Raw genomic sequence first — 23,814 nt, 5'->3', positions numbered from 1 at the left:
CGAGTAAAATCACCATCGATTAGCATCTCGCCCCTCGGGTTAGACAACCCATCACATGAATTCTGAAAGACCAGCCTGACCATCATCATCAGCGTCTGTATCCGTACTTGCATCCGAGTCAGATGCTGATTCCGTTGCACTGGCTGTCTCGCTGGCTCCTGATTGCGCATGGTCTTCTGCAGGAGTATTGGCTGTTGTGACAGTATCATCTCCACTTTCAGCACTCTTGTGAGACTGTACGTCCACACCAGAGTCTTGATTTCCGGTAGAGTTGGTCTTCTCTTCTGTCTCTGTTTCAGCAAATGCACTCCCGGCGTGTGCCTCAACCGCTTCCGATCGACGCTCAGCCGCATCCTCAACAATTGAAGCGACTTTCTTTGTTGTTTCACCACTTCCTGTAATATAGGATACGCCAGCCTCATCAAGTTCATACCATGCCGCCATACCGACAGTGAGGGATCGTGGTTTACACAAATGCGTGATTGCAGACAGAAACGGTATTACCGCTGTACGAGCTGTTGCCATTGAAAATCCACCCGTCTTCGCAACCTCACGTACCACTGTATCACGAGTTGCGTCACGTGTCGAACGGTATGGAGCACCACCATACCGTGTCCATCCTCCTCGTTGTGTTTCACGAGCGGCTGCGACACCCCCAGCGAGATTATCAGTTGCATACCGCCACCAACGGTAATTGTAATCAGTCGCATACACGCGATTTGTCCAGATGTCTGCATTCGAGAGAAATTCGTAAGCTCGCGCCAGCTCAGCGTCATCATATACTAGTGGCACTTTATCTTCAACCCACTTCAGGAGATCATCGGGGGTTTCATCAACATCGTATGAGTTCTGAAGTGCTTCCTCAGCCGCATCCTCCTTTAATACGCTATCGAGAAACGAGAAGAGACCCATTGCCCGATCACGACCACCTGTTTTGACATCATCAACAGTGATGCGATCGCTGCCCTCGACAGTCGTCTGTAGATCTTTGATCGCCGCACGGAGATCGCCGCTGTTCACCTCAGCAATCTGCTTGAGCGCTGCTTCCTCAAATTCGATATCTTCTTTCCGAAGGATATTCCGAAGGACAGGGACAATCGAGCGTGCAGAAATGTCGCGAAACTCGATGTCTTGAGCGGCATTACGGAGTCCTCTTGACATATCATAGTACTCATTCGCGATAAGGACAATCGGCTGATTCGCATCCTTCAAGAGAGTCGTGACAGCCTGCTTACCTCCGCGATCATACTGATAATGTATATTATCAGCCTCATCCATGATAATCAATTGCCGAGTGCTTGTGGTTCCGCTTGCAGCACCGGCGAGTGTCGCATTTTTTGCTGCTCGTCCGGCAAGTCGCTCGATGACATCACTCGTTCGTTGATCTGACGCATTGAGCTCGACGGTCTCCCATCCCATATCGCTTGCAAGTGCATGTGCGGCTGAGGTCTTCCCGACTCCGGGTGCACCATGAAGCACGACTGACTCATGATGATCATCCCAAGATTCTGCCCATTCAATGAACTCATCGCGGGCAGCATTGTTCCCCCGGACCGCAGATAATGTCGTTGGCCGGTATCGCTCGGTCCAGTCAGTCATGTTGTTATGATGGAGGAATAAGGAGACTCCAACCCTTCTTGATTGCCGATCATATAAACAGAGCGAACACAATGTGAATCATCAGAGACCCACAAGATATGAGACGGATATCGGCAGTGCGAACTACTATTCGATGACCGGAATAACCTCATATGAGAATCTGTCGAGCGAGCCATATCTATAGATACAACGAGTAGGATGCACAAGATGGTATCGGATATTAAATCACCTAGCATACTCACTCCTGTTAGTAAGTAAAAAAGATATCCTGTCCTCAATTTTAGCTGAAAAATATCTAGAATATGGAGAGAGTATAAATTTTCACTTCACTCAATTGTATGGAGTAGTTCACTCTGAGTGTAATGACGGGTGATTGTCTGCGGATGAGTGAATCCCTGCGGCACCCCGAACGATCAAATCAAGGAACATCGCCATTGGGCTACTCGGTTCATATCGGTTGTCAATGAGATCATATGCTGTTTCAATATCACCGCGAAGTGCGTACTGACGGACACGACCAGCTGTCTGAAGAAATTCACCTCTTTCATCCGCTCGTCCCACACCTTGTGACGCGGCTGCTTCTCCAGTGTACACCGTTGAGCGCTCGATCTCATCGTATTCTTGAATGACCGGCTCATATTCGGTATCAAGTTGACACAATAAGTGCTCAATCGCAAATCGGTGAAACTCCGACATACTGGTAAACTCGTCATCACTCACATGTGACTCGACTGATTCAACGACCTCATCGGGGAAGCGAACGGTTTGTTTTGACACTATATTTGATATTTTGAGATTGAATATATATCTCTTGTGTCGAAAAAGTGCATCCAGTTATACTGAGTTATGGAATTTTAATGCTCTCATTCAAACTGTGTGCGATTAGGTATTCCATTGCGATCAAGAACAACCTGTTGGGCTTCGATATCCTCAAGTGCTGCAACAAGTCCGCCGATATCGACGACGTCATCCTCGGTTTCAAGCCGGATTGCTGCTACTTCTTCTGTCTCTTCGAATGTTGTGGTCATGACCCGACCTTCAGCGACAATTGGCTCGCTTGTTTCAACATCGCGACCTGACACCGACGCATAGAATGTTCCCTCAAGTTCACGAATATCTTTGACAGCGCGGCGAATTGATGCATATCGGCGTGGGAATGGTCGCTGTTTACCATCATCCGCAAGTGTCTCAGCCGTTGACCAAAGCACCGTCCCAAAGAAGCCCGATACAAGGAATCCAAGCGCAGAACGATTGAAAATGACACCATATCGGTCACGGTCATCCCGAAGCGCGTCCTGTGTTGCATAAATTGAGTAATTGCCATCTGCAACTGCAAGCACAGGTGTTGTAATTCCTCGGCGTGCTCGAGTGACTGTTGCAACCTCAAGATAATCGAATTCTGATGGATTGGGGGCACGCGAAAGCGGCGTTATGAGCAGATCGATACTGACTCCTGTATCAATCGCAACTGCAAGGTCATCATGGAATCGCCTGAGTAACTCTGGGGTAAGTGAGAGCACAAGCTCATACTCAGCATTATGAATTATTTCCTCAATGTATCGAAGAATTGTCGACCGCGATTTAACGAGCGATACAGCTTCGGTATCTCGTGCTGGGGCGGTATATCGAGCCTCAAGTTCGGCGATTAACTCATCAAGTGACGTTTGAACATTCTCAAAGGCGTCATCAGGATCAACAGCGACAATTTTCATCGGTCGTGATTCGCGTAACTCGACAAGTCCACGATCAGAGAGACTCCGAACGGTATCATAAACCCGTGGTTGTGGGATTTCGGTCTGGTCTGCAATCTCAGAGGCAGTCAATTGGGCGTGTTCAAGCACTGCAAGATATGCGTCAATCTCATATTCACCAAGATTGAATCGCTCGCCCACTTGCTCCATAGTCACATACAAGTCTTCTGGCATGCCAATATATCTTATCTGAAATGACTTACTATTTACTATATTTCGAGTAGCATCATATTCATAATTCTGTATCCGAAATCCGATATACAGATACGGTCCTCTGTTAATATCCCCGTATTAGATTGTGTATTTGACTTGTATCTCCTCCATATCTACTCCTACCGGTCATTCGGCGGGGAGTTGAGAAAGGAGACATAGCCTGTAAGGATTAAATACTGTCATTGAGGATAATATAATATCTCAATGCATTGTCGGAATCGATCTACTCTAGAAACTCCTGATTTGGGCTTATCATCAGGGTTGTATCATATCCGAAGACAGCGGACCGATTCATGATTGGCTGTGGTTTCTACCGATGATGTATAATCAACCGCCAGTATGTGATTATCGACATGGTATCCGTTGTTGTGCCAGGAAAGGATATATTTGAGTATCTGTTGTTACTGGAATCACCGGTGTTTATGAGTCCATCTAGTATATTGCTGCTGACACAGATTCTGTTGCCAGTTCAAACGCAGACACCGACACCGTCGGGATCATCGAATATATCGCCTGCAAACGTGATACCACAGTGGATTCAGTTTCCAGGATGGCGATGGGTGGTCGCACTCGCCGTTGTTATCGTAGGTATTGTCATTTCACGATATATCACCCGCCTGATCGGACGTCAGGTCGCTCGGCGGTTTCAACGACAAAGTGTTGCACAGACAGCACTTCGCCTTGTTCGCCTGAGTATTGTTCTATTTACCGTTGCGGTTGCAGCGAGCATTGTTGGATTACAAGTTGGTGATATTGTTTTGTCGGTGACTGTATTTTCTGCAGTTCTTGGTATTGTTCTTGCACCAATTGCGGGGAGTATTGTCAATGGATTGTTTATTCTTGCCGATCAGCCATATGAGATTGGTGATATGATTGAACTTGATGATGGACGGCGTGGATTTATTGACGATATCACAATCCGATACACGAAGATATTTACACTTGATAATACCTTTCTTGTGGTTCCAAATTCATCTATTCGCGAACAGCTTGTGACAAACTTCTCAGCAGAAGATGAACGTGTCCGACAGACACTTGATATTGCTGTTACCTATGAGTCTGATCTTGAACGAGCCCGCGAATTGATTCAACGCGCTGCGGCAAGCATTGATGATGTCATTGAGGGCGGTCCTGATATTCGTGTTGGGAATGCTCGATATCCAGCTCGTCCGACTGTATTTCTTGATTCATTTGGAGATGATGGGATTGTGCTCCGACTTCGATATTGGGTTGTCCGACCATATAGGCTCCAAGCGACTGAATCCGACGTTGCAGATGCTATTTGGTCGCGATTCCATGAGGATGCAGCAGAACTTGAGTTTGCATATCCCCACCGACATCTTGTTTTTGATCACACAAGCGGATCTCTTGATGCAACTGTTAAGACCGGTCCAGCCGGTGGTAAATCACCAACCACCTCGGAAACGAATACACACGAAAGTGAAAATGATGATATGAACTCAAATATAGACATAAGCACCGATACTCAAGCTGAATAACCGACATGTATATTCATGAAGATCTGGTTCATATTCTCAGTTAGCCGATTCAATCACGCATATACGCATATAACAAGAGTGATAACATCTTCACAAATAGGGTCATCTAGTTTTTGAGATCCTTCGCTCACTTATATAAAATCCAAGGGCTGAAAATCGAACGCTCACCAGATAGCTCGTAATAGTTCTTCGCCGAAGCTATCATGTATACTCTATAAAGTGCTCTTGAATATGTAGTCACGGTGATGTTAAGTACACAGGCGTTATTCGATCAAAAGAGTCCATCCGCCCGAAGCCTGAGTCACCAACGTTTTATTTCGGTAGAAAGTAGCTTACCCAATATTATTATGTCTAACGGTAGTCACAGTACATTCAAGCTTTTCTTTCAAATACGACTCGATATCAGGCTCATCAATCACTCGTCGAAGCATCTGTCGCCATCGACTTACTTGTTTTGAGCCAATGACAACGATGTCAGCGTTATCTGCTGCTACTTCTTCAAGAATAGTCTCCTCGACAAGAAATCCGCGCCGAACGACATAACGTGCCCGCTCAATGGGACCGAAAGCAGCCTCAACAGCACGCTTTAATTCTGCACGACTAACATCATCACCTTGCTGATACAGGTCAACATGAAGAACAGTTAATTCTGCAGTTTGCTCACCTGCAATTGAGATAGCCTCAGCAAGTGTTGCCCGCGAGTGCTCTGTCAACGGATATCGAACCGGCACAACCACACGCGTCATCATTTGATGTAGACTCTCTCACGCATCCTGAACGTTTTCACTTGCAACAATGACCACAGTGTTGAAATATGGAATCATTGATTCATCTCACAGTTTAATCCAAAGGCAGAGATATCAGAGTCAAACAACACACCCATTATACTAAATCGATCTGTAATTAACTGCATTCACACATAATACCATCTCTTTAATTTCTTGATAACGGTTGTGGAGATCCTGATCTGTATGGACTGGCATCATTTACTACCGGTGAATGCAATCGCCTTGGGTTAATTCACTTGAATAGTATGCTGTGAAGTTCAATCAGTAGTGGCGCTCGGACTCTGCGATGCAGACTGACTATCAGATGACCCAATTCGTTTGACACGCCCCTCAACTGCTACGTCAACTCCTTGCTCGCGAGCATACTCTATCAGAATCTCAAATTGAATCCCACCTTCACCAACACGGTGATGATTAGTGAGCGTTGGGAACTCATGATCGCTGTGTAGCACATATGCTGATGTCGCAAGCGTATATGACTGCCTAGGAGCAATCGGTTGATTATCAACAGAAGCTGCCTGTATTGTTTCAGCATCCTCATCCCATACAACTCTCGCCCCTGAAAGATGACTGTGCCACCATCCCGGTTCACCAAAGTCGACGACTGATGCGGCTGATTCACGCAACACTGCACGTAACGTTTCCCCAGTTATTTCTGCACAGACGATATGCTCATTGAATGGAACGACGCTCATAAGATCAGCAGTTGTGATATCGCCGCTCAATGCTGGACCGTTTCTGATTCCACCGCTATTTTGTAGTCCAATATCAGTGTCAAGCGCCCACCGATATGCATCAGCGACAAAATTTCCAATTCGTGATTCACCTGCAAACACGTCACTGTGAGTCCGCTCAAGTGGCTGTGAGGTATGCGCAACGACTTGATCAAGCCCTGCAGCGTCAATCCGACCCTGGAGCGCTGAAACAACATCATCTGCCAGTGGCGCAGTAGCTGTCTCATGCTGTGTTGCAGTGATATCTCCGTTGTTGAGTGTCACTTCGGTAATTGTCTTGCCACCCGCACCTGGTCGCACGCAGAGTGTTCCATCGACCCATTCATGTCTTTTCGTGTGGAGATGTCCGCCAAGGATAACATCAATATCTGTTTGTCGAGCGAGTTTATCATCCCCACTTCCGAGATGCGAAAGCGCAACAATATGATCGACATCAGCCGCCTGAAGTGTTCCAACTGCTTTTTCTGCTGCATTATATGGATCGGTAAAATAGAGCTCATCAGCCATTGGGTTCAATGATGGCGTCGCCGGGTCTGTCACGCCAATAAATCCAACCGTTTCTTTATTTACCGATTCAATTGTTGTTGGAACGGAATCATTCGCAGCAAACCGCTCCCCAGCGGTTCCATCATCATCTTGATGATAGATATTTGTTGATACCCACGTCTGTGGACTTGCTGCGACAATCGACTGTATGGCTTCGATTCCAAAATCAAAATCATGATTTCCGAATGTTTCAACATCCGTATTGATCGCTTCGAATAATTCTAACGCCTGTTGCCCACGGTCAATTAATGCAAGGACGCCCGGTGCGGTATTATCTCCGGTCCCGCAGATAATTGTGTGATCATCATTCCGAGTCCTGATCGCTCCAGCAAGGCGTCCTGCTTGGCGTGGATTGTCAAAGACGTTCTCAACATCCGAGTACTGAAGCAATCGCGGCATCTCGTGGTGATGAGATACCAGCGCGAAAATATTCGTCGGTACGCATCGACACTGAATCTGTCAGAGAGGGTCTTCGTCGTTATTCAATAGAATCGATATACGAATCTGTTGAGAAGGAGTCAAGGACACAATATGTGCAGACGGTACAAGACGACTGCCTCGGGGTGAGTTCACAGTGACCTAGTGACCTGTTTAAGACTACATAGATGTTAACATCGTACCACGGATGCGCCCCTTCGATTAATAAGACGCTTTTTATGACATGAGCTATATCCTGCTAGTTTGTCTCCGGTAATATGACATCATATTTATCTGTATGTCCCTTTCCATCCTCATTGGACTCAACACCCATAATCGCCCACTCATACTCAGGATTCATCGCTGTGAGTCGCTCTTTGATAAGTGTGGTCTCAGTCTTGGGAGCGACAAAGCATCGCAGTTGACACTGATTTGATACTGTGCCGCCATCTGTTCGTGCGCGTTTATTACTTAGTGTCGCGCCGGAACGAAGCACTGTCACGTGGACACTTCGCCATTTCCGTTCAGCGATGAACTCCGATCCGTCGCCCGACACACTGTACCCAAGACGTGCGAATATTGCCTGGGCCTCCTCTAGTAGAGGCGTGCTAACAGTGGGCATACAATAATACATATACTACCGTTGAATATAAAATTTGTCACACATTATCACGGTCGCAACGCATCCTTTTGATACAATTGAGTATACGAGGACCGATGCTACCGGTATCATGGACGGGTGGAACAGTAATATACTGGATATTGAGTATCAAGTCTGTCTCGAAATACCATTACATTGGTATCACGTTTGCGTGCGTCGTGATCCACGAACTCAATATGAGGTCCTCAATACAGCTATCGAATGCTAATACCAGACCAGTTACGTATGTAAACAGAGGCGTCTCAACAGTCAATTGCTACGATAATCTTGGTTAGCTAAGAAAGTCAGTGTCGTTCTCGCGGCACACTATGTTCGGAATGATTCACCGCATCCACACTCACTGACAACATTCGGATTGTCAACATGAAAGCCGGCGCCTTGCAGTCCGCCCTCATACTGTAGTCTTGACCCGCCAATATAATTTTGACTTGCGGGGTCAACGAACACACGTAATCCATTTTGTTCAACAATTGCATCGTCAGGCTCTGGCTCATGATCGAACCGCATCCCATAGGATAATCCTGCACAACCGCCTTGTTGAACGAACAGTCGCAAGCCTGCCTTGTCGGTATCAAGACCTTCTGACTCAATCAATTGGATAGCTTCAGACGCCGCTTGTTGAGTAATCGTTACAGTTGTTTCACCACCCGCATCATCTGTCTCGGCACTCATGATTTATGATACCATATCTACCGAGTTAATGGTGACGCTATCATTAGTCTCATATCATGGGTCATCTGTGGTTTCGATACTGTTGGCGCTCGCCGAACGCTGTATGTGAGCGGTCTTCTCAGGCAGCTATACACAGTCTTTGACCGTTGATGATGAGGTTGCGATTGTTGCAATCTCCATATCATCGATATTCATGTCCTCTGGGAACCAGTGGATCTTCTCAGTGGTTGATAATGCGAATAGTTATCTGCGAATCCGCGCTCAGATTTAAAATGCCGCTTGGCACGTCTTATCTCGAACAATAATAATCACAGTGGTAAAAACTGCTATTCGCTCGACTCAGTGGTCGTGACACCGTGGTCAGTCGTGTCTTTTGGCTCATTGTCATCGGTATCCGCGTCACCACCGCGTTCGTTTGTCGATTCTGATTCAGCTTTGACATCGGCTGGTCCGGTCCGGACTTGAATACTCTCAGCATGCGCCTCAAGTCCTTCTGCTGTTGCGAGTGTTTGGATTGTTTTATCCAGGCGGTTCAATCCTATTTCATCAATACGCTGAACCGTCGTTGACCGGAGGAACGTGTCGACAGACAGCCCGCCATGTTGACGCGCGCCACCAGAAGTCGGAAGCACATGGTTTGTTCCTGAAGCATAATCACCGGCTGCTACTGGTGTATGCGAGCCTAAGAACACACTTCCTGCGTTCTTAATTCGATCAAGAATTGCTTCATCATCTGCAGCCTGAATTGAGAGATGCTCTGCAGCATATTCCTCGGCGAACACAATTGCCTCTGACATGGATCGAGTGACGATGACACCTGATGCGGCCTGTTCAAGTGCTTCTATAATAACATCTGAGCGCTCTCGAGCATTCACTTGAGTTTCGATTGCTTTGACAATTGCCTCACCAGTTTTTTGATCATCGGTGACAGCGACGACTGACGCGTTTGGGTCATGCTCAGCCTGTGCAAGCAAGTCCGCAGCAACATACTGAGGCGTTGCAGTCTCATCAGCAATCACGAGAACCTCTGAGGGACCAGCAAGAAAATCAATATCGACATCACCTCGAACCTCTGCCTTCGCCGCTGTGACCCACCGATTGCCAGGTCCAACAATCTTCTGTACGGCATCAATTGACTCAGTCCCATATGTAAGTGCTCCAACAGCCTGTGCGCCACCAACAGCGTAAATTCGATCTGCACCCGCAATATGAGCAGCTGCACGCGTCACTGGATGAACTGGGTCTCCTGGTGGCGTTGCAAGCGCGACGTGTTCAACACCAGCGACGATAGCTGGGATAACACCCATCAAGACACTTGATGGATACGCTGCGGTTCCACCAGGAGCGTATACGCCAACCCGGTCGAGTGGACGAAATCGACGCCCTAGCTCGCGGTGGTCCTCATCATATGTATGTCGCCAGTCATCTGGAATCTGCTCTTGATGAAACGCGCGTATATTCGCGGCTGCTGTCTCGAGTGATGTACGAACTGCCTCATCAATGTCATCATATGCTCGTTCTGCAGTATCGGTCACATTAATTGTCCCAACCTCGACATCGTCGTGTTCGCGGGCAAGTTCACGAAGCGCCACGTCACCCTCGTTTCGAACACGATCCAGGATATCACGAGCGCCTGCGCGAGCATCAGCCACCCCAGCATCTCGATCAAAAAATGCTGCCCGCTCATCCGGTGTTAGTTCTGAAAGTTCGCGGGTAGTGAGTGTCACCGTCATATCCATAATTCGATGTCTGTTGGCAAGGATATTCCGGATGCAGATGCACAACTATAGTTTAATGATATTGGTATTTCTCATTGACCACATATTATCGATGGTACAGGCGCAATACCACGCCTGTTCACGACATGGATACGCGCCGTCATACTGTGGTTTCCAACCGGTTTTTTGACAACGGCGTGTATGCGAGTGTCGGCACATCAGCTCTGACCCTGGTGTAGCCGAACGCCTGAAACGTGGCGGTTCGAGTGTGAGTGTCCGCCCACGCTGGAAACAGGGTGTGCCCCATATGGGAATCAAACGGCAAGCACCGGGCTCTCGTCACCAATGCAAGTAACTCCGAATCTGGTGAACCCGAGTGCCGACCACTGACCGAAGCTCCTGTGGCACAACCAACACAGGGACTTCGCATCGGGTGAAGAGAGGAGTACTGGGGGCTGAGATGTGGCACTCCCTGGAGATTGCGCAGTGACCGACCACACACCGATTCCAACGGTGGACTGGCTTGGTATTGGGAGTCTGTAAACCAAAACCCAAACCGAAACCCAAACCCAAACCCAAACCCAGAGCCAGAGCCAAAGCTGACACTCCCGACCAAGCGAAGCGGTACGGTGTCGTGATCCCTCCCGTCTTCAGGCGGATGAGGATGTCAACAGTCACTCACACCTTTCTAGAATATATGACGCCGTTACGTCAGTGAGGATGAGACGCAACCGATTTAGCCTCGCCTTGAATATATCGCGAGCGATGGAGGATCGCACTCGAACGTATCTGAAAGGTCGTTTCGGCGATTACTATGCTCGTGCTCGGATGGATACGCCACCAGCAGCCAATCGCCGTGAATGGGGACATATTCCTTGGAGTGTTGGAAGCACGACAATGGTCCGTCATCAATCACTTCTTGAATTAGGCACCCTCGATGACTTCCTTCATCGGACTGCTCCAAAGCACATATACTTCTCTGCAGCACGGTTTAATGACCCGGGTGCAACGACAATGGATCAAAAAGACTGGCAATCGGCTGATCTCATATTTGATCTTGATGCTGATCACCTCCCAGGAGTCAATCCCGATACCACATCATATGCAGATATGCTCACAGCGTGTAAGACGGAGCTTCAAACGCTACTTGAGTTTATTGACGATGATTTTAATTTCGATGAAACGCAAGTTGTCTTTTCCGGGGGGCGGGGATATCACGTGCACGTCCGCGATGAGCAGGTTCGTTCGCTTGATAGCGCTGCTCGTCGAGAGATTGTTGATTATATTCGTGCAATCGATCTCAACATTGAGACACTCATTGAGACACAATCGAATCACGGCACGACACAACGGATTTTAAAGCATCGTGGTGGATGGGGACAGCGCATTCACAAACGGTTAATTGAACTTATCGATACTCTCCAAGCAAGTGATGATACAGAAGCTCTTGAACGATTGCAATCGTTTGAGGGGATTGGGACAGGACGAGCAGAGACAATTCTTGGACAGATTCAAAATAATCCAGAGGCAATTCACGCAGGAAATCTTGAGGCTGGCGGTGCAGGGATCCGCATCCTTGCTGATGCACTTGCACAAACAGCATTCGAAGCGGAGACTGCACCAATCGATGAACCAGTGACGACTGATACGAACCGTCTGATTAGACTCCCTGGAAGCCTTCATGGCGGGTCAGGATTACTGGTTACCCCACTTGACCGTGAAGAGATCCCCTCGTTTCACCCACTTGAGCATGCTATTGCTGATCGATTTCGAGGTCGAGACATACAGATACAAATCACCGACTCCGGAGTGACGACATTTGATGGTGAGACGTTTGATATCACTGAAGGAAACAAGACTGTCGAAGAGTGCTTAGGGATTTTCCTGATGGCTCGTGGTCGAGCTGAGAAAGTGACTGAATGAAATACAATTGAGACTGTGTCTCTCCGGAATTCAGCTATGTGAACAACTCGGTAGCCAATAAAACACTGATTATCAGTGATTTATGATGCTCTGTTATTTGGAACGTCAGTATAAAGTCCTCTGTGGGTACGACACACCTAAGCCCACAATTACATCACTGAATGATGAACCTATACTTATAGAATAAGTTCTTGCTCCGACTATGAGATAAAGTATTTAGGGTGATGATTACTAATCTTGATTAGATATTAGTGCGACCCATTTGTGGGAGCAAGAAACGAATGTACCCTATGAGCCACAATACCGGAATTGAATCATAACAGATGGATTTAACCGAACTGCAGGACGTCCAGCGGACAGAACGACAGATGGATAGCCTGCAGCATCTATCTGATACATTCTATGCAGATGTTGCTGAATACATCGCTGAGCGGAAGGCGGAACGACGACGGCTTGCATCAACAACGGATGATCCCTTTGGCGACCCTGCTGTTGGGCGACTGACTGATGAGATCAAAACTGCCGAAGAGGTTGTGAAGGCTATTTATGAACGCCGGATCGGTAAAGTTGTCAAGCTTGCTTCGTTCGACGCGGCTGATATGAAGACCGACACTGCAGGTCTGACAAGTGAGGAACGCGAACTATTCGATGATCTTGTTAATCGAATTATTACAAATCGTGAACATGTCCTCAGCGTGCTTGGCGGCGAAGGGACAGAAGATTCAGACTCAACAAGCGTGGAAACCCCGGCATCTGCAGATGAAAATGCAACTCAGAACGAAACAGATGAGTCGGTACCAGCCGAACCAGCAGATAATAAACACAAAGCTACAGTTGAGTCTCAATCACAGGAGACCAATTCACACCCAGGTATTCCCAATACTGGTGCTGAGAGTAATGCTGATGCTGATAGTAATGGCGACAGTGATGCCAATCCTGAAGTTGATATTGATATAGAAAATCAGACGAGTGCTGACTCAATACCAGATTCGCATGTGGCAACCGAGGTGAACACCGACACTGAGACTGAAACTGAGACTGAAACTGAGAGACAGCGCTCACATTCATCTGACGATCCACTCCCGCCAGACCCGGATGATGTCCTTGCCGCGGCAATGGGTGATGGCGGCGATATTGTCGATGCAACTGATGAGTCATCTGTAGATACCAACACTGATACATCAGATACTGATCAAAGCAATCCAGCGATTAACGGCGATACGACAGCACAGTCGACTTCACGAAATCCGAATAGAAGTAACACAAACACTGACACACCGAATAATGTTCAAGCTCAATCTCAAGCTCCTGCTTCTGCCTCTGAGTTATCAAGCCAGTCAACTCAGGTCGATTCAGACCCTCATTCCAACGTTAATGCTAACCCTGGGGTTGATCCTCAGCCTCACCCTGCTGATTCTTCTACCACACCTTCGGCAGAACCCACGGACATTAACCGCGACTCAGATGATATCCTTAATGCGCAGACCGAGACCGAGACCGAGACAAAGACAGATGAAGGCAGTGGCAGTTTAGAAAGAGAAACAGAACCCGAAGTCGAATCAGATCTACCACCAGATACTCCCTCTGATGACCCAGACCGTGTTGTACTTCGTATTACTGCCGATGTTGGTCGCATTCTTGGCGTTGATCAGCGTGAATACGACCTTGCGGCAGAAGATATCATTATGCTTCCAGAAACAAACGCTGAGCCGCTTCTATCTCGGGATGCTGCGGAACGGCTTGATTGATTAAGCGAAACCGTGTTGTTGAAGAACTATGACAATCGCGTATATACATGCTTGAACCTGGTTCATCCGCTCCGACGTTTTCACTTCCATCAAATGATGGAACGACGGTCTCACTGTCATCCTATCGTAATCAGTATGTTGTTGTTTATTTCTTTCCCCGCGCTGATACACCAGGATGTACCACTGAGGCGTGCGAGTTCCGCGATACGGTTGATGTATTTATGACACATGACATTGCGGTGATTGGCATCAGTGATGATCCAGTCTCTGATTTAGACGCCTTCGCCAATGAATATTATCTCCCGTTTCCACTGCTTTCAGATGATGGAACTGTTGCCAGTGCATATGACTCATATGGTGAGAAAAATATGTTCGGCAACACTTTCGATGGGGTGTTTCGGAATACATATATTATTGATCCCATGGGAACAATTGCGTTTGCGTATGAGGGGGTTTCACCCACGAACCACGTCGAATCAATTATTACTGATCTTGATGCTGCTGGTGTTATCTCATAATCTGCTATTCGATTTAACAGCCTTCGCAGCGTTAGTATCGATAAATAAAATAATACAATTACGATATGATCAAAGCGATGACCGGATGTTTACTGGAAGGTCCGACCGACGCCAGCTTCTGGTTGTCGTTCGACATTGCTTGTCTCAAAGCGCTGCTCGATTTGCTCATATTGTTCGCGTGTTTCCTGAGTCACGCTTGGACCAACCTCATCAAGGGCATCCTCGAAGTGTCCCATCGTCACTCGAATATTACCAACCGATTCTTTCACCTCTTCAGGTGAGACATTATTGATAAACTCTCGACTTGCAGCCATTGATGCTTCACGACATACCGCCTCAATATCAGCACCAACATATCCTTCAGTGCGTGAGGCAAGTCGTGATAGACTAACGCTATCCGCTAATGGCTTCTCCTCGGTGTGCACCTCAAAGATCGCCTCTCGCGCAGTTTCACTTGGAACAGGCACATGCACATGACGGTCTAACCGTCCGGGGCGTAGTAACGCAGCGTCGATGAGATCAGGCCGATTTGTTGTTGCGATGATAACCACATCTTCGAGTGACTCAAGTCCATCAAGTTCGGTCAGTAGCTGTGAAACAACTCGTTCTGAAACGCCTGAATCGCCTGATGTTCCTCCGCGCTCAGTCGCGATTGAGTCGATCTCATCAAAGAACACCACTGTTGGGGCGTTCTCTCGTGCCTTCTTGAAGATGTCGCGAACACCCTTCTCTGATTCACCAACGTATTTATCCAGTAGCTCTGGACCCTTTACCGAGATGAAATTCGATTCAGATTCGTTTGCAACCGCTTTTGCAAGCATTGTCTTGCCTGTCCCAGGCGGACCATACATCAATACGCCCTTAGCTGATTGTATATCCATCTCCTCGAATACATCTGGATAATCAAGGGGCCATTGAATCGTCTCGCGTAATCGCTCTTTTGTCTCCGTTAGACCACCAACATCACCCCACGTCACATCAGGGACTTCAACAAATACTTCACGAAGGGCAGATGGCTCAATCCCCCGAATTGCATCCTTGAAGTCAGTTTCAGTCACCGACAACGATTCGAGGACATCTGCATCAACCTCGTCAGCCTCAAGATCAAGCTCTGGACGGATTCGGCGAAGCGCATTCATTGCTGCTTCTTTGGCGAGACTTTCGATATCTGCACCGACAAAGCCATGGGTGTTATCCGCATACTCATCAAGATTGACACTATCGGAAAGCGGCATATTCCGCGTGTGCACTTGCAGAATCTCTTTGCGACCCTCACGATCTGGGACACCAACCTCAATTTCGCGATCAAATCGACCGCCACGACGCAATGCTGGATCAAGTGCGTCGACACGATTCGTTGCACCGATGACGACAACCTCACCACGCTCATCAAGCCCATCCATTAGCGAGAGCAGTTGTGCAACGACGCGTCGCTCAACGTCACCACCGGCTTCGCCTCGTTTTGGCGCGATTGAGTCAATCTCATCAACAAAGACAATCGATGGAGCTTCCTCTTCGGCTTCTTCGAATATTTCACGAAGTTGTTCCTCCGATTCTCCGTAATATTTCGACATAATCTCTGGACCAGAGATTGTATGGAAGCTTGCATCAATCTCATTCGCAACAGCCTTGGCGATAAGTGTCTTCCCGGTTCCTGGTGGACCGTGTAACAACACTCCCTTCGGTGGTTCAATGCCAAGCCGTTGGAATAACTCAGGATGACGCATCGGCAACTCAATCATCTCTCGAACTTGCTCAAGTTCTCTTTCGAGACCGCCAATATCCTCATAGGTAACGGCTGGAGTGTTTGAACTCTCACTTTCACCAGCTTGGATATCCTCAGCCGGCTGTTGACTGAGTGTGACTTCTGTTGAATCGGTCACAATTACGGTTCCTGACGGTTCTGTCGATGCGATCTTCATCGGGATTGGCTGTGCTGATGAGGACATGAACCCGAATCCGAATGGAACCCGGATGTTCTGTCCCTGTGTCACTGGCTGTCCCGAGAGCTTATCTCGAAGGTGTGCGCCAATGTTTCCACTAATTCGAAGATTCTGTGGAAGTGCAATCGAGACGTGTTTTGCCGGGCTGATATCAGCCTTTTCTACATCAACCGTGTCGTCAATTCCAACGTCTGCCTGTTGACGCAATTGCCCATCAATCCGAATGACACCTGTGCCTTGGTCATCGGGATAGCCAGGCCATACTCGAGCGATTGCTGTGCCATCTCCGCTTTCGATTCGGATATAATCGCCGCCCTCAAGATCGAGTTCAGCGGCGACATCACGGTCAACTGCGGCAAGTCCACGACCAGCGTCCTTCTGTTTGAGTGGTTTGACAGTAAGTTTCATTGTTCAATTGTAATTGTAATTATTCCGTTGGTTGTTGTGACTGCCGTCTCACCTTCTGGAAGTTCAAATTCCGTCTCAATCATACCATCACTTGTCTCCGCAATAATGATTGCTGTTGTTCCAACAATGTCGACATCAACGGTGGTTACACTGGGACCTAATTCGACGGCGAGGACCCGACTGTCATCATACTCGTACCGGCGGCTGAATCGTCCGCTCTCGCCGGCGAACTGTTGTGTTTTCATTTTGTTTCCTAACCATAAGTTAGGGAGTTCAATATATAAATCTGTTGCACAAAAATCGCATGACTGCAGTAGTAATGCACAAACAGTGGTTGTATTGCGGTTCACATTCTTTTGCTACAATAATGCGTTATCATCATTGCGTCATAACCAATCATATACTGTAATAATATCATTTCACAGATATATTCAGTCTCAATGAGCACAGGTGAGCTGAAGTATCGAGTATCGGCATTCATCAGCATACTCGTGCTCAAGGTATCGTCTTTGATACTCACTGAGCTTGGTTATTCAGCTGATCTTATTAGTGGATCACACCAGCACCGATTGAACCGATATTACTTTGAAGACTGCGACGAATACTGTTTTGTGGAACCGGTCGAGACAACGGACCCAGATGGGGTCGACTACGGATGGGTGATGCAAACGACATTCGTCCTCACAATCATTATTGGTGCGCCAGTCGTGACCGTACTTTCTCTTGGGGCGACACTCCCAACATGGGGAGCCCGCGTTGGGTTTGCTATCCGAGTCGGTGCCGTGATTTGGATTCTTACTGCACTCTCTGTATTCGGCTATGCGCGCTGGAGTGATACTAATACTGACACAAATGGAGTTGATACAGAGAGTGTCAATACTCCGTCGGCTTCCTCAGAAAAGAGTACGAGTGATGTCTCCTCGCGCACCCATGTAGACTCACACACAAATACAAATTCAAATTCAAATACGAATACAAATTCAAATACAGATGCAGATGCGGATATGGACCCAGACCCAAACCCAGACCCAAGCATAGACATAGATTCACACTCAAATGCTGAAACGGGGACGTCGCAGACGACACAACAGAATTCAGACACAACAACGACTGCTGAGGAGACATCATGATAATAAAGCACGTATGTTGTATGTGCAGAAGGATTTCCATCACCGTTGGTGAGGCTGAAATATGATAGATGAGACAATCGAAGAGATTCAAGAGATGCAGACGCATAGCTCCTCAGTCGTTGCTGTCAAAGCGGCTCAGGCACTCACCGATTTACTTGATCGGGATCATACCACAATTGAAAATTTCGAACGCGATCTTGAGCGAAACGTTGGCGCCCTCAAACGAGCAAATCCGTCTCATGCGTCATTATTCAACGCGATGCAGACAATCAAGATCAATGTCGTCGATCGCAAAAGCGATCTTGATGAGGCAAAAAAACTGCTTGAAGAAGTCATTCACCGTGTTGTTGAGGATGTGACTGAGGGAAAATCCCGAGCAGCTGCCAAAGCAGCCCCAACACTTGAGACTGACTCAACGATTTTAACACATGATTATTCATCGACGGTGCTTGAGGCAATTGAGCGCGCAACAAGCACGAAGACATCGCTCAAAGTATACGTTACAGAGGCACGACCTCGATATCTCGGTCGAAAGGCTGCCCGTCGACTTGCTGAACTGATGCAGGTCGAACCGCATCTACTCGTTGACAGTGCTGCAGGATCGTTTTTATCAGACTGTGACCGCGTTGTTGTCGGGATGGACTGTATTGTTGATGAAACATTGTATAATCGCGTTGGGACATTCCCGATTATTGCAACAGCAGCTGCAGTTGATGTCCCTGTTACCGTTGTTGGGTCAGCTGCGAAGGTTGTCGACGGAAGCTTTGTGTTTGAAAATGAATATCGATCCCCAGCCGAGGTGTCACTTGAGCCACTTGAGGATATTATGATTGAGAACCCTGCATATGACGCAACACCTGTGTCACTTATTGATCAAGTAATTACAGACAATGGTGTTGAGTCGTTTTAATCGATATCCGTCAAATATCACTCAGAACCTGAGAACTTATCGAAACGGTCGAAATAGTCGCTTTGGAATCCATTGAAGCCCTTGCATGACTCTGTTTCGTCCGCTGAATGACCCATCACTCGCGCGATACAATATTTGCTGGTTTTGTGATCCATTTGCTTCGGACTGCTGTGTTTTCACCTCATAGCTCGGAGTTTTATTCACATTGGCATCCACTGATCCGCTTGTATCAGCATGCGTCTTTGTCTCGGTAGGTGCAACGCTACTGGCAGACATCCTTCCATTTGATTCATTATCTCTGCCAATCTCGCTATGTATACTGTCTTTCTTCCCGTGTTCAACCTGCTCTACCATATCACGTTCAGTCAGACTCTCGAGTGCAAGTGCCGCCTCTTTCTCAGAGATTCCAACATCCGCTGCGACTTCAGCTGGTGTTTGTGGATGTTCACGGAGCGAACGCATGATCTGGCCTACTTGTTGTACTCGTTGAATCGCCTCAATCCCACTCTCAGTGTTCTCAAGATATGAGTGAGTCGAATGACCGGGTGGTCCATCACGATATGTCTTATAGCCATCAGCAGTGAACCACATTCCACATACGACCGCAATCACAGGAAGCCATGGTCGATTTGCTCCAACAATGAGCCATGATCCACTAATAGCGGTCAAAAACAATCCAATGGCTATCCCGTCGGTGCCTGATGGAATATCATACGGATCGAGAAGCGTCTCAATCACCCGCCATACCACAATGAGGACGAACGGAATCGCGGCTGAGATGAGTGATCGGTCAGTGAACACCCAGATTCCAGTGGTGAGAATGGCTGCGAAAGCACCTGTTCGAAGGAGTACGTGCACACGATCATCACCATTCATCTCAAGCATAGGTGACACAAATGATGACGAATGTAAAAATCTCATGCGCTATTCAATCGCTGTGAAGTGGTATTAGCTTACGGAAAGTTCGAGATGAAAGCCTCGCTCTTCAGGATGAGAGAACATCAAATATTTTCAAGACCGCCGAAGCAAGTCTGCAAATCGATCTCGTATTGAGGGTGTGTCACCAAGTTTGAGATAATATGCATCACCACCATCTTCATAATAGCTGGTGATTCGCCGGACAATTTCAAAGCCAAGATACTCATAGAATGAAAGTGCGGATTCATTCGTTGCTCGTGCATGACACGAGATTGACTCATGATCATTCGCTGCCTCTGCAACTAACCGTTTTCCATGTCCCTCACCACGATACGAAGGCGAAATAGCAAGAAAAAGAATATAGCCATCGCGTCGGACCGAGGCAAATCCGACAAGATCGTCATCCTCGAAGAGTAGGTGTGTCTTCGAGCGACGATACGCGTCGGTAAAGAAGGGTCGTCGCTGTTTGAGCACTCCCTCCTCTGTTCGAATCTGTTCTTTGAGGGTCCACGCTGTTTCAACGCGGTCATCATCCCCTGGAGGGTCGACCTGCACTTCGACGTTGACGCTCACGAGCATACTTAACGGTACGATTAATATAATTCCACCGTCAGCCACATTTACTACCAATCAAAAACCCAATAAAGACCCCCTGGTTTCTTATCGCCAGTACGTCATGCTACTGTCACTGTCACTGTGTAAACCAAACGCATCGATGCATCCAATACTAAGAGCTACCATATCAAATATAATCTCCCCTATTTCTGACAACGAATATATACTAATAGATTGTGATGATCATGAGCATGAATATGAATATGAATATGAATTGAACTACATTGAATCGGATTGGGTTGCGTGTGATGGCATACCCTTTTTACCGCATTTTCATTCGCGATTAGGCGAATCGACTATGTCCGGCACTGCCAGAGACTTCCGTCAGTTCTGCATGCACATCTGCAATCCGGTCACGAATCTGGCGACCAGCCACTCGCGGGTCAAAGATATCCTTATTTGGTGACCACTCAGTGTCATTGAAAAACGTCTCTCGATTTGCGTCGATATCCTCAGGCGGAACGATTGCTGTTCCATCATCTCGGTATAGGTCGAATGCTGTTCGAGTATACTCATATTGATATCGGGTATCCTTATTTACCTTACAAATCCCATGTTGGAGCATTTCTTGGAGTTGTCTCGGCTGTACGCCTGAGGATCCATGGAGCACGAGTGGTGTATCTAGTCCATGATCACGAAGCGTTTGTCGGATTTCTTGTGCAAGGTCCGGTCGAAGCTCGAGATTCTTACCTTTTGCAACCCCGTGTTGCGTGCCGACAGAGATAGCAAGTAAATCACATCCAGTTCGATCAACAAATTCGACAGCTTGTTCTGGATCAGTATAGAATGCCTCAGCAGCTTCGATGTTATCTTCGACACCTTTGATCTGTCCAAGTTCAGCCTCAATAAGGACATCAGCATCTTTGTCCTTTTTCATCTCAACAACTTCACGACTTCGCGCAACATTTTCTTCAAACGGTTCATGTGATGCATCGATCATTATTGAAGAGGGAATCCCAAGATCCATTTGCGCCTCAATGAATCCAAGATCTGATTGATGATCCATATTAAGAAACACGCCGATATCATACTGATCAGCAATTGCCTCAATGTAGGCTCCCATCGCTTGAAGCCCATCAACCGGGTCTTCATTTCCAGCGAACGTGCTGGCACCCCCACTGAGTTGTAACAGTATATCTGAATCCTTTCGGGCAGCACCTTCGATTAACCCCATCATTATGTTTGGCTCGGCGATATTTGATGCAATAAGCCCAAATCCCTCTGTGAGCGCATCGTCGTAGACGGTCGCAAGTTCACTCCCGCCGTAGAACGGCACTTTTTGTCACCTCACACAGTTGTTTTATCGCCTCCATCATAAACAATGTGGAGCGATATGTCTACGATATCATACAAAAACCGGATGAGATTTCCACAGTTGAATCACCTTACAGAAGTGCGAAGTAATGACTTAATCATATCCTGAGTTGTCGCCTCGCGAATGTTCTCGACAAGTGCTTGTGCCTCCGATACACTTGTTTCTTGAACTGCTGTTTTCACTCGCGGGACGGAGACAGCACTCATACTCAATTCTGTCAGACCAAGCCCAATGAGTAACTCTGTCATTGATGGATCACCTGCCATCTCTCCACACATCCCGACCCAGGTGTCCGTCCCCTCAGCGGCGCGTACTGTTGTATCAATCGCTCGAAACACAGCCGGCTGCCGATAATCACCAAGGGTCTTCACATGGTCATTTCCGCGCTCTGCTGCCATTACATATTGCGCAAGGTCATTCGTCCCGATACTAAAGAAATCAACGTGATCAGTGAGTGCTGGGGCAAGAAATGCACTTGCGGGTGTTTCAATCATCACACCAAATTCTGGAGTCTCGACTCTGCTATCTGGTGCGTCATCGACACCCTTTGTTTCTATGTTGCTTGCAACCGTCTCAATCATTGCGCGTGCGTCGGTCACTTCTTCAATCGTCGAGACAAGTGGAATCATCACTGCAAGGGTGCCACTACCAGTCTTAGCATCACGCCCTGCACGCAACAATGCACGCAATTGCGTTTTGAAGAGATCCTCATCAGGTCCTAATGACCGCCGGATTCCACGTTCGCCAAGAAACGGGTTTTCCTCTGTTGGGAGATCCAGATACTCAATCTGTTTATCACCACCAATATCGAGTGTCCTGACAATGACTCGACCATCAGGAAACGACTCAAGTGCCGATCGATATGTCTTGTATTGCTCAGCTTCTGTTGGTGGCTCTGCGCGGTCAAGAAAGAGAAACTCTGATCGAAACAGTCCAATCCCATCTGCACCATGCTCCTGTGCTGTCTGGATATCAGCATTGGTCCCGACATTCGCAGCCACCTCAATTGAATGTCCATCTCCCGTCGACACTGACTCAGTCTGTATTGCGATGGATTCGTTTCCGACAGCCGCCTGTGTCTCTGCAGTAGGATCAATAATAACTGTACCCGCTGTGCCATCAACAACAACCGTCGATTCAGTTGCAATTGTATTGAGTTCTGTTCCGACACCAACGACAGCCGGGAGTGCGAGTGATCGTGCAAAGATGGCTGCGTGTGACGTACGCCCACCGGCGACCGTTGCGAATCCCGCGACTCGGTCCGGATCAAGCTGTGCAGTATCACTCGGTGTGAGCCGCTCTGCAAAAATCACGCTGTCCGGTGGGACCGAGCTGAGATCTGCGCGCTCACTATCGCTCAAGATTCGGATCAGACGATCACGTACATCACGCAGATCATCCGCACGTTCTGCCATTTGTCCACTCATCCCCTCGAATTGCTCAATAAATTCGGAGAATGTTTCAGAGACCGCGTGCTCTGCTGGACGTCCTGATTCAACCGCTGACTCAACACCCGATTCTATCTGCGGATCCTCGAGAAATTGAATATGCGCATCGAATACCTCGGCTTCTGACTCGCCAACTGCAGCAGCGGTCTGCTCGCGCTCATCTTGAAGTTCTGATTTTGCTGTCTGTCGGGCTGTTAGGAAGCGATTCCACTCATCGTCACCGTCAATCGTTTCTGGGGCTGGCGGATCAGTGAGTGTTGGCTCCGGTGTATACCAGATAGCTGTTCCACTGGCTGATATCGGTGAAACACCAACACCATTGAGCCGTTGCTCTGTCATT

The 23,814-nt window shown here is 47.7% G+C and carries 20 protein-coding genes; 6 read left to right on the top strand and 14 right to left on the bottom strand.

Features of this window, described 5'->3' with window-relative positions; genetic code table 11:
* Positions 1–51: 51 nt before the first annotated feature.
* From HQRW_RS09245 to trmB, 3 genes are all read right to left on the bottom strand, one after another.
* Positions 52–1,599 (bottom strand): replication factor C large subunit, encoded by a 1,548-nt coding sequence (locus HQRW_RS09245; protein WP_014556379.1) that lies wholly within the window; start codon positions 1,597–1,599, stop codon positions 52–54.
* A gap of 348 nt (positions 1,600–1,947) precedes the next feature.
* The gene (locus HQRW_RS09240) at positions 1,948–2,376 is read right to left on the bottom strand and encodes a ribbon-helix-helix domain-containing protein (RefSeq protein WP_014556378.1); all 429 of its coding nucleotides are present in this window, start codon (positions 2,374–2,376) and stop codon (positions 1,948–1,950) included.
* An 86-nt stretch (positions 2,377–2,462) separates the two neighbouring features.
* Positions 2,463–3,524, bottom strand: coding sequence for an HTH-type sugar sensing transcriptional regulator TrmB (gene trmB / locus HQRW_RS09235; RefSeq protein WP_014556377.1), 1,062 nt, complete (start codon positions 3,522–3,524; stop codon positions 2,463–2,465).
* Positions 3,525–3,916: 392 nt separating this feature from the next.
* On the opposite strand from trmB, the gene HQRW_RS09230 reads away from it, so the two are divergent.
* Positions 3,917–5,062 carry a mechanosensitive ion channel family protein gene (locus tag HQRW_RS09230; RefSeq protein ID WP_014556376.1) on the top strand — a complete coding sequence of 382 codons (1,146 nt, stop codon included), beginning with the start codon at positions 3,917–3,919 and terminating at the stop codon, positions 5,060–5,062.
* Between the two features lie 332 nt (positions 5,063–5,394).
* Here the strand turns inward: HQRW_RS09230 and HQRW_RS09225 are convergent, their stop codons facing one another.
* The 5 genes from HQRW_RS09225 to hisD all read right to left on the bottom strand — a co-directional run bounded on the left by HQRW_RS09225 (position 5,395) and on the right by hisD (position 10,607).
* A complete protein-coding gene (locus tag HQRW_RS09225) occupies positions 5,395–5,808 on the bottom strand; it encodes a universal stress protein (RefSeq protein WP_011571947.1) in 414 nt (137 codons plus the stop codon).
* Between the two features lie 299 nt (positions 5,809–6,107).
* Positions 6,108–7,529 carry a bifunctional metallophosphatase/5'-nucleotidase gene (locus HQRW_RS09220; protein WP_014556375.1) on the bottom strand — a complete coding sequence of 474 codons (1,422 nt, stop codon included), beginning with the start codon at positions 7,527–7,529 and terminating at the stop codon, positions 6,108–6,110.
* A gap of 277 nt (positions 7,530–7,806) precedes the next feature.
* On the bottom strand, positions 7,807–8,169 hold the full coding sequence (locus tag HQRW_RS09215) for a DUF7116 family protein (RefSeq protein WP_014556374.1): 363 nt from the start codon (positions 8,167–8,169) through the stop codon (positions 7,807–7,809).
* Between the two features lie 345 nt (positions 8,170–8,514).
* Complete coding sequence (locus tag HQRW_RS09205) at positions 8,515–8,880, bottom strand: HesB/IscA family protein (protein ID WP_011571944.1); 366 nt, start codon at positions 8,878–8,880, stop codon at positions 8,515–8,517.
* 326 nt (positions 8,881–9,206) lie between these two features.
* A complete protein-coding gene (hisD, locus tag HQRW_RS09200) occupies positions 9,207–10,607 on the bottom strand; it encodes a histidinol dehydrogenase (protein ID WP_394294971.1) in 1,401 nt (466 codons plus the stop codon).
* 756 nt (positions 10,608–11,363) lie between these two features.
* Here hisD and priS point away from each other — a divergent pair.
* The 3 genes from priS (at position 11,364) to HQRW_RS09185 (ending at position 14,787) form a co-directional block, all read left to right on the top strand.
* Positions 11,364–12,521, top strand: a complete 1,158-nt coding sequence (priS, locus tag HQRW_RS09195; RefSeq protein ID WP_014556373.1) for a DNA primase small subunit PriS — start codon at positions 11,364–11,366, stop codon at positions 12,519–12,521.
* 323 nt (positions 12,522–12,844) lie between these two features.
* The gene (locus HQRW_RS09190) at positions 12,845–14,269 is read left to right on the top strand and encodes a DNA replication complex subunit Gins51 (protein ID WP_014556372.1); all 1,425 of its coding nucleotides are present in this window, start codon (positions 12,845–12,847) and stop codon (positions 14,267–14,269) included.
* Between the two features lie 47 nt (positions 14,270–14,316).
* Positions 14,317–14,787, top strand: coding sequence for a peroxiredoxin (locus tag HQRW_RS09185; protein ID WP_014556371.1), 471 nt, complete (start codon positions 14,317–14,319; stop codon positions 14,785–14,787).
* An 89-nt stretch (positions 14,788–14,876) separates the two neighbouring features.
* On the opposite strand, the gene HQRW_RS09180 is transcribed toward HQRW_RS09185, so the two are convergent.
* Together HQRW_RS09180 and HQRW_RS09175 are read right to left on the bottom strand one after the other, a co-directional pair.
* Positions 14,877–17,138: a CDC48 family AAA ATPase gene (locus HQRW_RS09180; protein WP_011571939.1), complete on the bottom strand. Its 2,262-nt coding sequence runs from the start codon at positions 17,136–17,138 to the stop codon at positions 14,877–14,879.
* Positions 17,135–17,383 carry a DUF7127 family protein gene (locus tag HQRW_RS09175; RefSeq protein WP_011571938.1) on the bottom strand — a complete coding sequence of 83 codons (249 nt, stop codon included), beginning with the start codon at positions 17,381–17,383 and terminating at the stop codon, positions 17,135–17,137. Before HQRW_RS09175 ends, HQRW_RS09180 begins: the two co-directional genes overlap by 4 nt.
* A 366-nt stretch (positions 17,384–17,749) precedes the next feature.
* Between HQRW_RS09175 and HQRW_RS09170 the strand changes: the two genes are divergently transcribed.
* Both HQRW_RS09170 and HQRW_RS09165 read left to right on the top strand, forming a co-directional pair.
* Positions 17,750–18,268, top strand: coding sequence for a DUF5822 domain-containing protein (locus HQRW_RS09170; protein WP_014556370.1), 519 nt, complete (start codon positions 17,750–17,752; stop codon positions 18,266–18,268).
* Between the two features lie 61 nt (positions 18,269–18,329).
* On the top strand, positions 18,330–19,178 hold the full coding sequence (locus tag HQRW_RS09165; RefSeq protein ID WP_011571936.1) for a translation initiation factor eIF-2B: 849 nt from the start codon (positions 18,330–18,332) through the stop codon (positions 19,176–19,178).
* A gap of 36 nt (positions 19,179–19,214) precedes the next feature.
* Here the strand turns inward: HQRW_RS09165 and HQRW_RS09160 are convergent, their stop codons facing one another.
* The 4 genes from HQRW_RS09160 to ptsP form a co-directional block, all read right to left on the bottom strand.
* On the bottom strand, positions 19,215–20,063 hold the full coding sequence (locus HQRW_RS09160; RefSeq protein ID WP_231852301.1) for a hypothetical protein: 849 nt from the start codon (positions 20,061–20,063) through the stop codon (positions 19,215–19,217).
* Positions 20,064–20,189: 126 nt separating this feature from the next.
* Positions 20,190–20,669 carry a GNAT family N-acetyltransferase gene (locus tag HQRW_RS09155; protein WP_048067047.1) on the bottom strand — a complete coding sequence of 160 codons (480 nt, stop codon included), beginning with the start codon at positions 20,667–20,669 and terminating at the stop codon, positions 20,190–20,192.
* A 325-nt stretch (positions 20,670–20,994) separates the two neighbouring features.
* Positions 20,995–21,987 (bottom strand): class II fructose-bisphosphate aldolase, encoded by a 993-nt coding sequence (fba, locus tag HQRW_RS09150; protein ID WP_011571933.1) that lies wholly within the window; start codon positions 21,985–21,987, stop codon positions 20,995–20,997.
* Positions 21,988–22,091: 104 nt separating this feature from the next.
* Complete coding sequence (gene ptsP / locus HQRW_RS09145) at positions 22,092–23,813, bottom strand: phosphoenolpyruvate--protein phosphotransferase (protein WP_014556368.1); 1,722 nt, start codon at positions 23,811–23,813, stop codon at positions 22,092–22,094.
* Position 23,814 lies beyond the last annotated feature (1 nt).

The organism is Haloquadratum walsbyi C23 (assembly GCF_000237865.1).
Taxonomy (GTDB): Archaea; Halobacteriota; Halobacteria; order Halobacteriales; family Haloferacaceae; genus Haloquadratum; species Haloquadratum walsbyi.
Note: the sequence above shows the minus strand (reverse complement) of the source record. Positions and strands in the feature narration are given on the sequence as shown.

What these genes read in the sequence shown, in the direction of transcription:
- HQRW_RS09245 (WP_014556379.1), bottom strand. Translation starts at nt 1,599, where the DNA reads ATGACTGACTGGACCGAGCGATACCGGCCAACGACATTATCTGCGGTC.
- trmB (WP_014556377.1), bottom strand. Translation starts at nt 3,524, where the DNA reads ATGCCAGAAGACTTGTATGTGACTATGGAGCAAGTGGGCGAGCGATTC.
- HQRW_RS09230 (WP_014556376.1), top strand. Translation starts at nt 3,917, where the DNA reads ATGGTATCCGTTGTTGTGCCAGGAAAGGATATATTTGAGTATCTGTTG.
- HQRW_RS09225 (WP_011571947.1), bottom strand. Translation starts at nt 5,808, where the DNA reads ATGACGCGTGTGGTTGTGCCGGTTCGATATCCGTTGACAGAGCACTCG.
- HQRW_RS09220 (WP_014556375.1), bottom strand. Translation starts at nt 7,529, where the DNA reads ATGCCGCGATTGCTTCAGTACTCGGATGTTGAGAACGTCTTTGACAAT.
- HQRW_RS09215 (WP_014556374.1), bottom strand. Translation starts at nt 8,169, where the DNA reads ATGCCCACTGTTAGCACGCCTCTACTAGAGGAGGCCCAGGCAATATTC.
- HQRW_RS09205 (WP_011571944.1), bottom strand. Translation starts at nt 8,880, where the DNA reads ATGAGTGCCGAGACAGATGATGCGGGTGGTGAAACAACTGTAACGATT.
- priS (WP_014556373.1), top strand. Translation starts at nt 11,364, where the DNA reads ATGGAGGATCGCACTCGAACGTATCTGAAAGGTCGTTTCGGCGATTAC.
- HQRW_RS09190 (WP_014556372.1), top strand. Translation starts at nt 12,845, where the DNA reads ATGGATTTAACCGAACTGCAGGACGTCCAGCGGACAGAACGACAGATG.
- HQRW_RS09185 (WP_014556371.1), top strand. Translation starts at nt 14,317, where the DNA reads ATGCTTGAACCTGGTTCATCCGCTCCGACGTTTTCACTTCCATCAAAT.
- HQRW_RS09180 (WP_011571939.1), bottom strand. Translation starts at nt 17,138, where the DNA reads ATGAAACTTACTGTCAAACCACTCAAACAGAAGGACGCTGGTCGTGGA.
- HQRW_RS09175 (WP_011571938.1), bottom strand. Translation starts at nt 17,383, where the DNA reads ATGAAAACACAACAGTTCGCCGGCGAGAGCGGACGATTCAGCCGCCGG.
- HQRW_RS09165 (WP_011571936.1), top strand. Translation starts at nt 18,330, where the DNA reads ATGATAGATGAGACAATCGAAGAGATTCAAGAGATGCAGACGCATAGC.
- HQRW_RS09160 (WP_231852301.1), bottom strand. Translation starts at nt 20,063, where the DNA reads ATGCTTGAGATGAATGGTGATGATCGTGTGCACGTACTCCTTCGAACA.
- ptsP (WP_014556368.1), bottom strand. Translation starts at nt 23,813, where the DNA reads ATGACAGAGCAACGGCTCAATGGTGTTGGTGTTTCACCGATATCAGCC.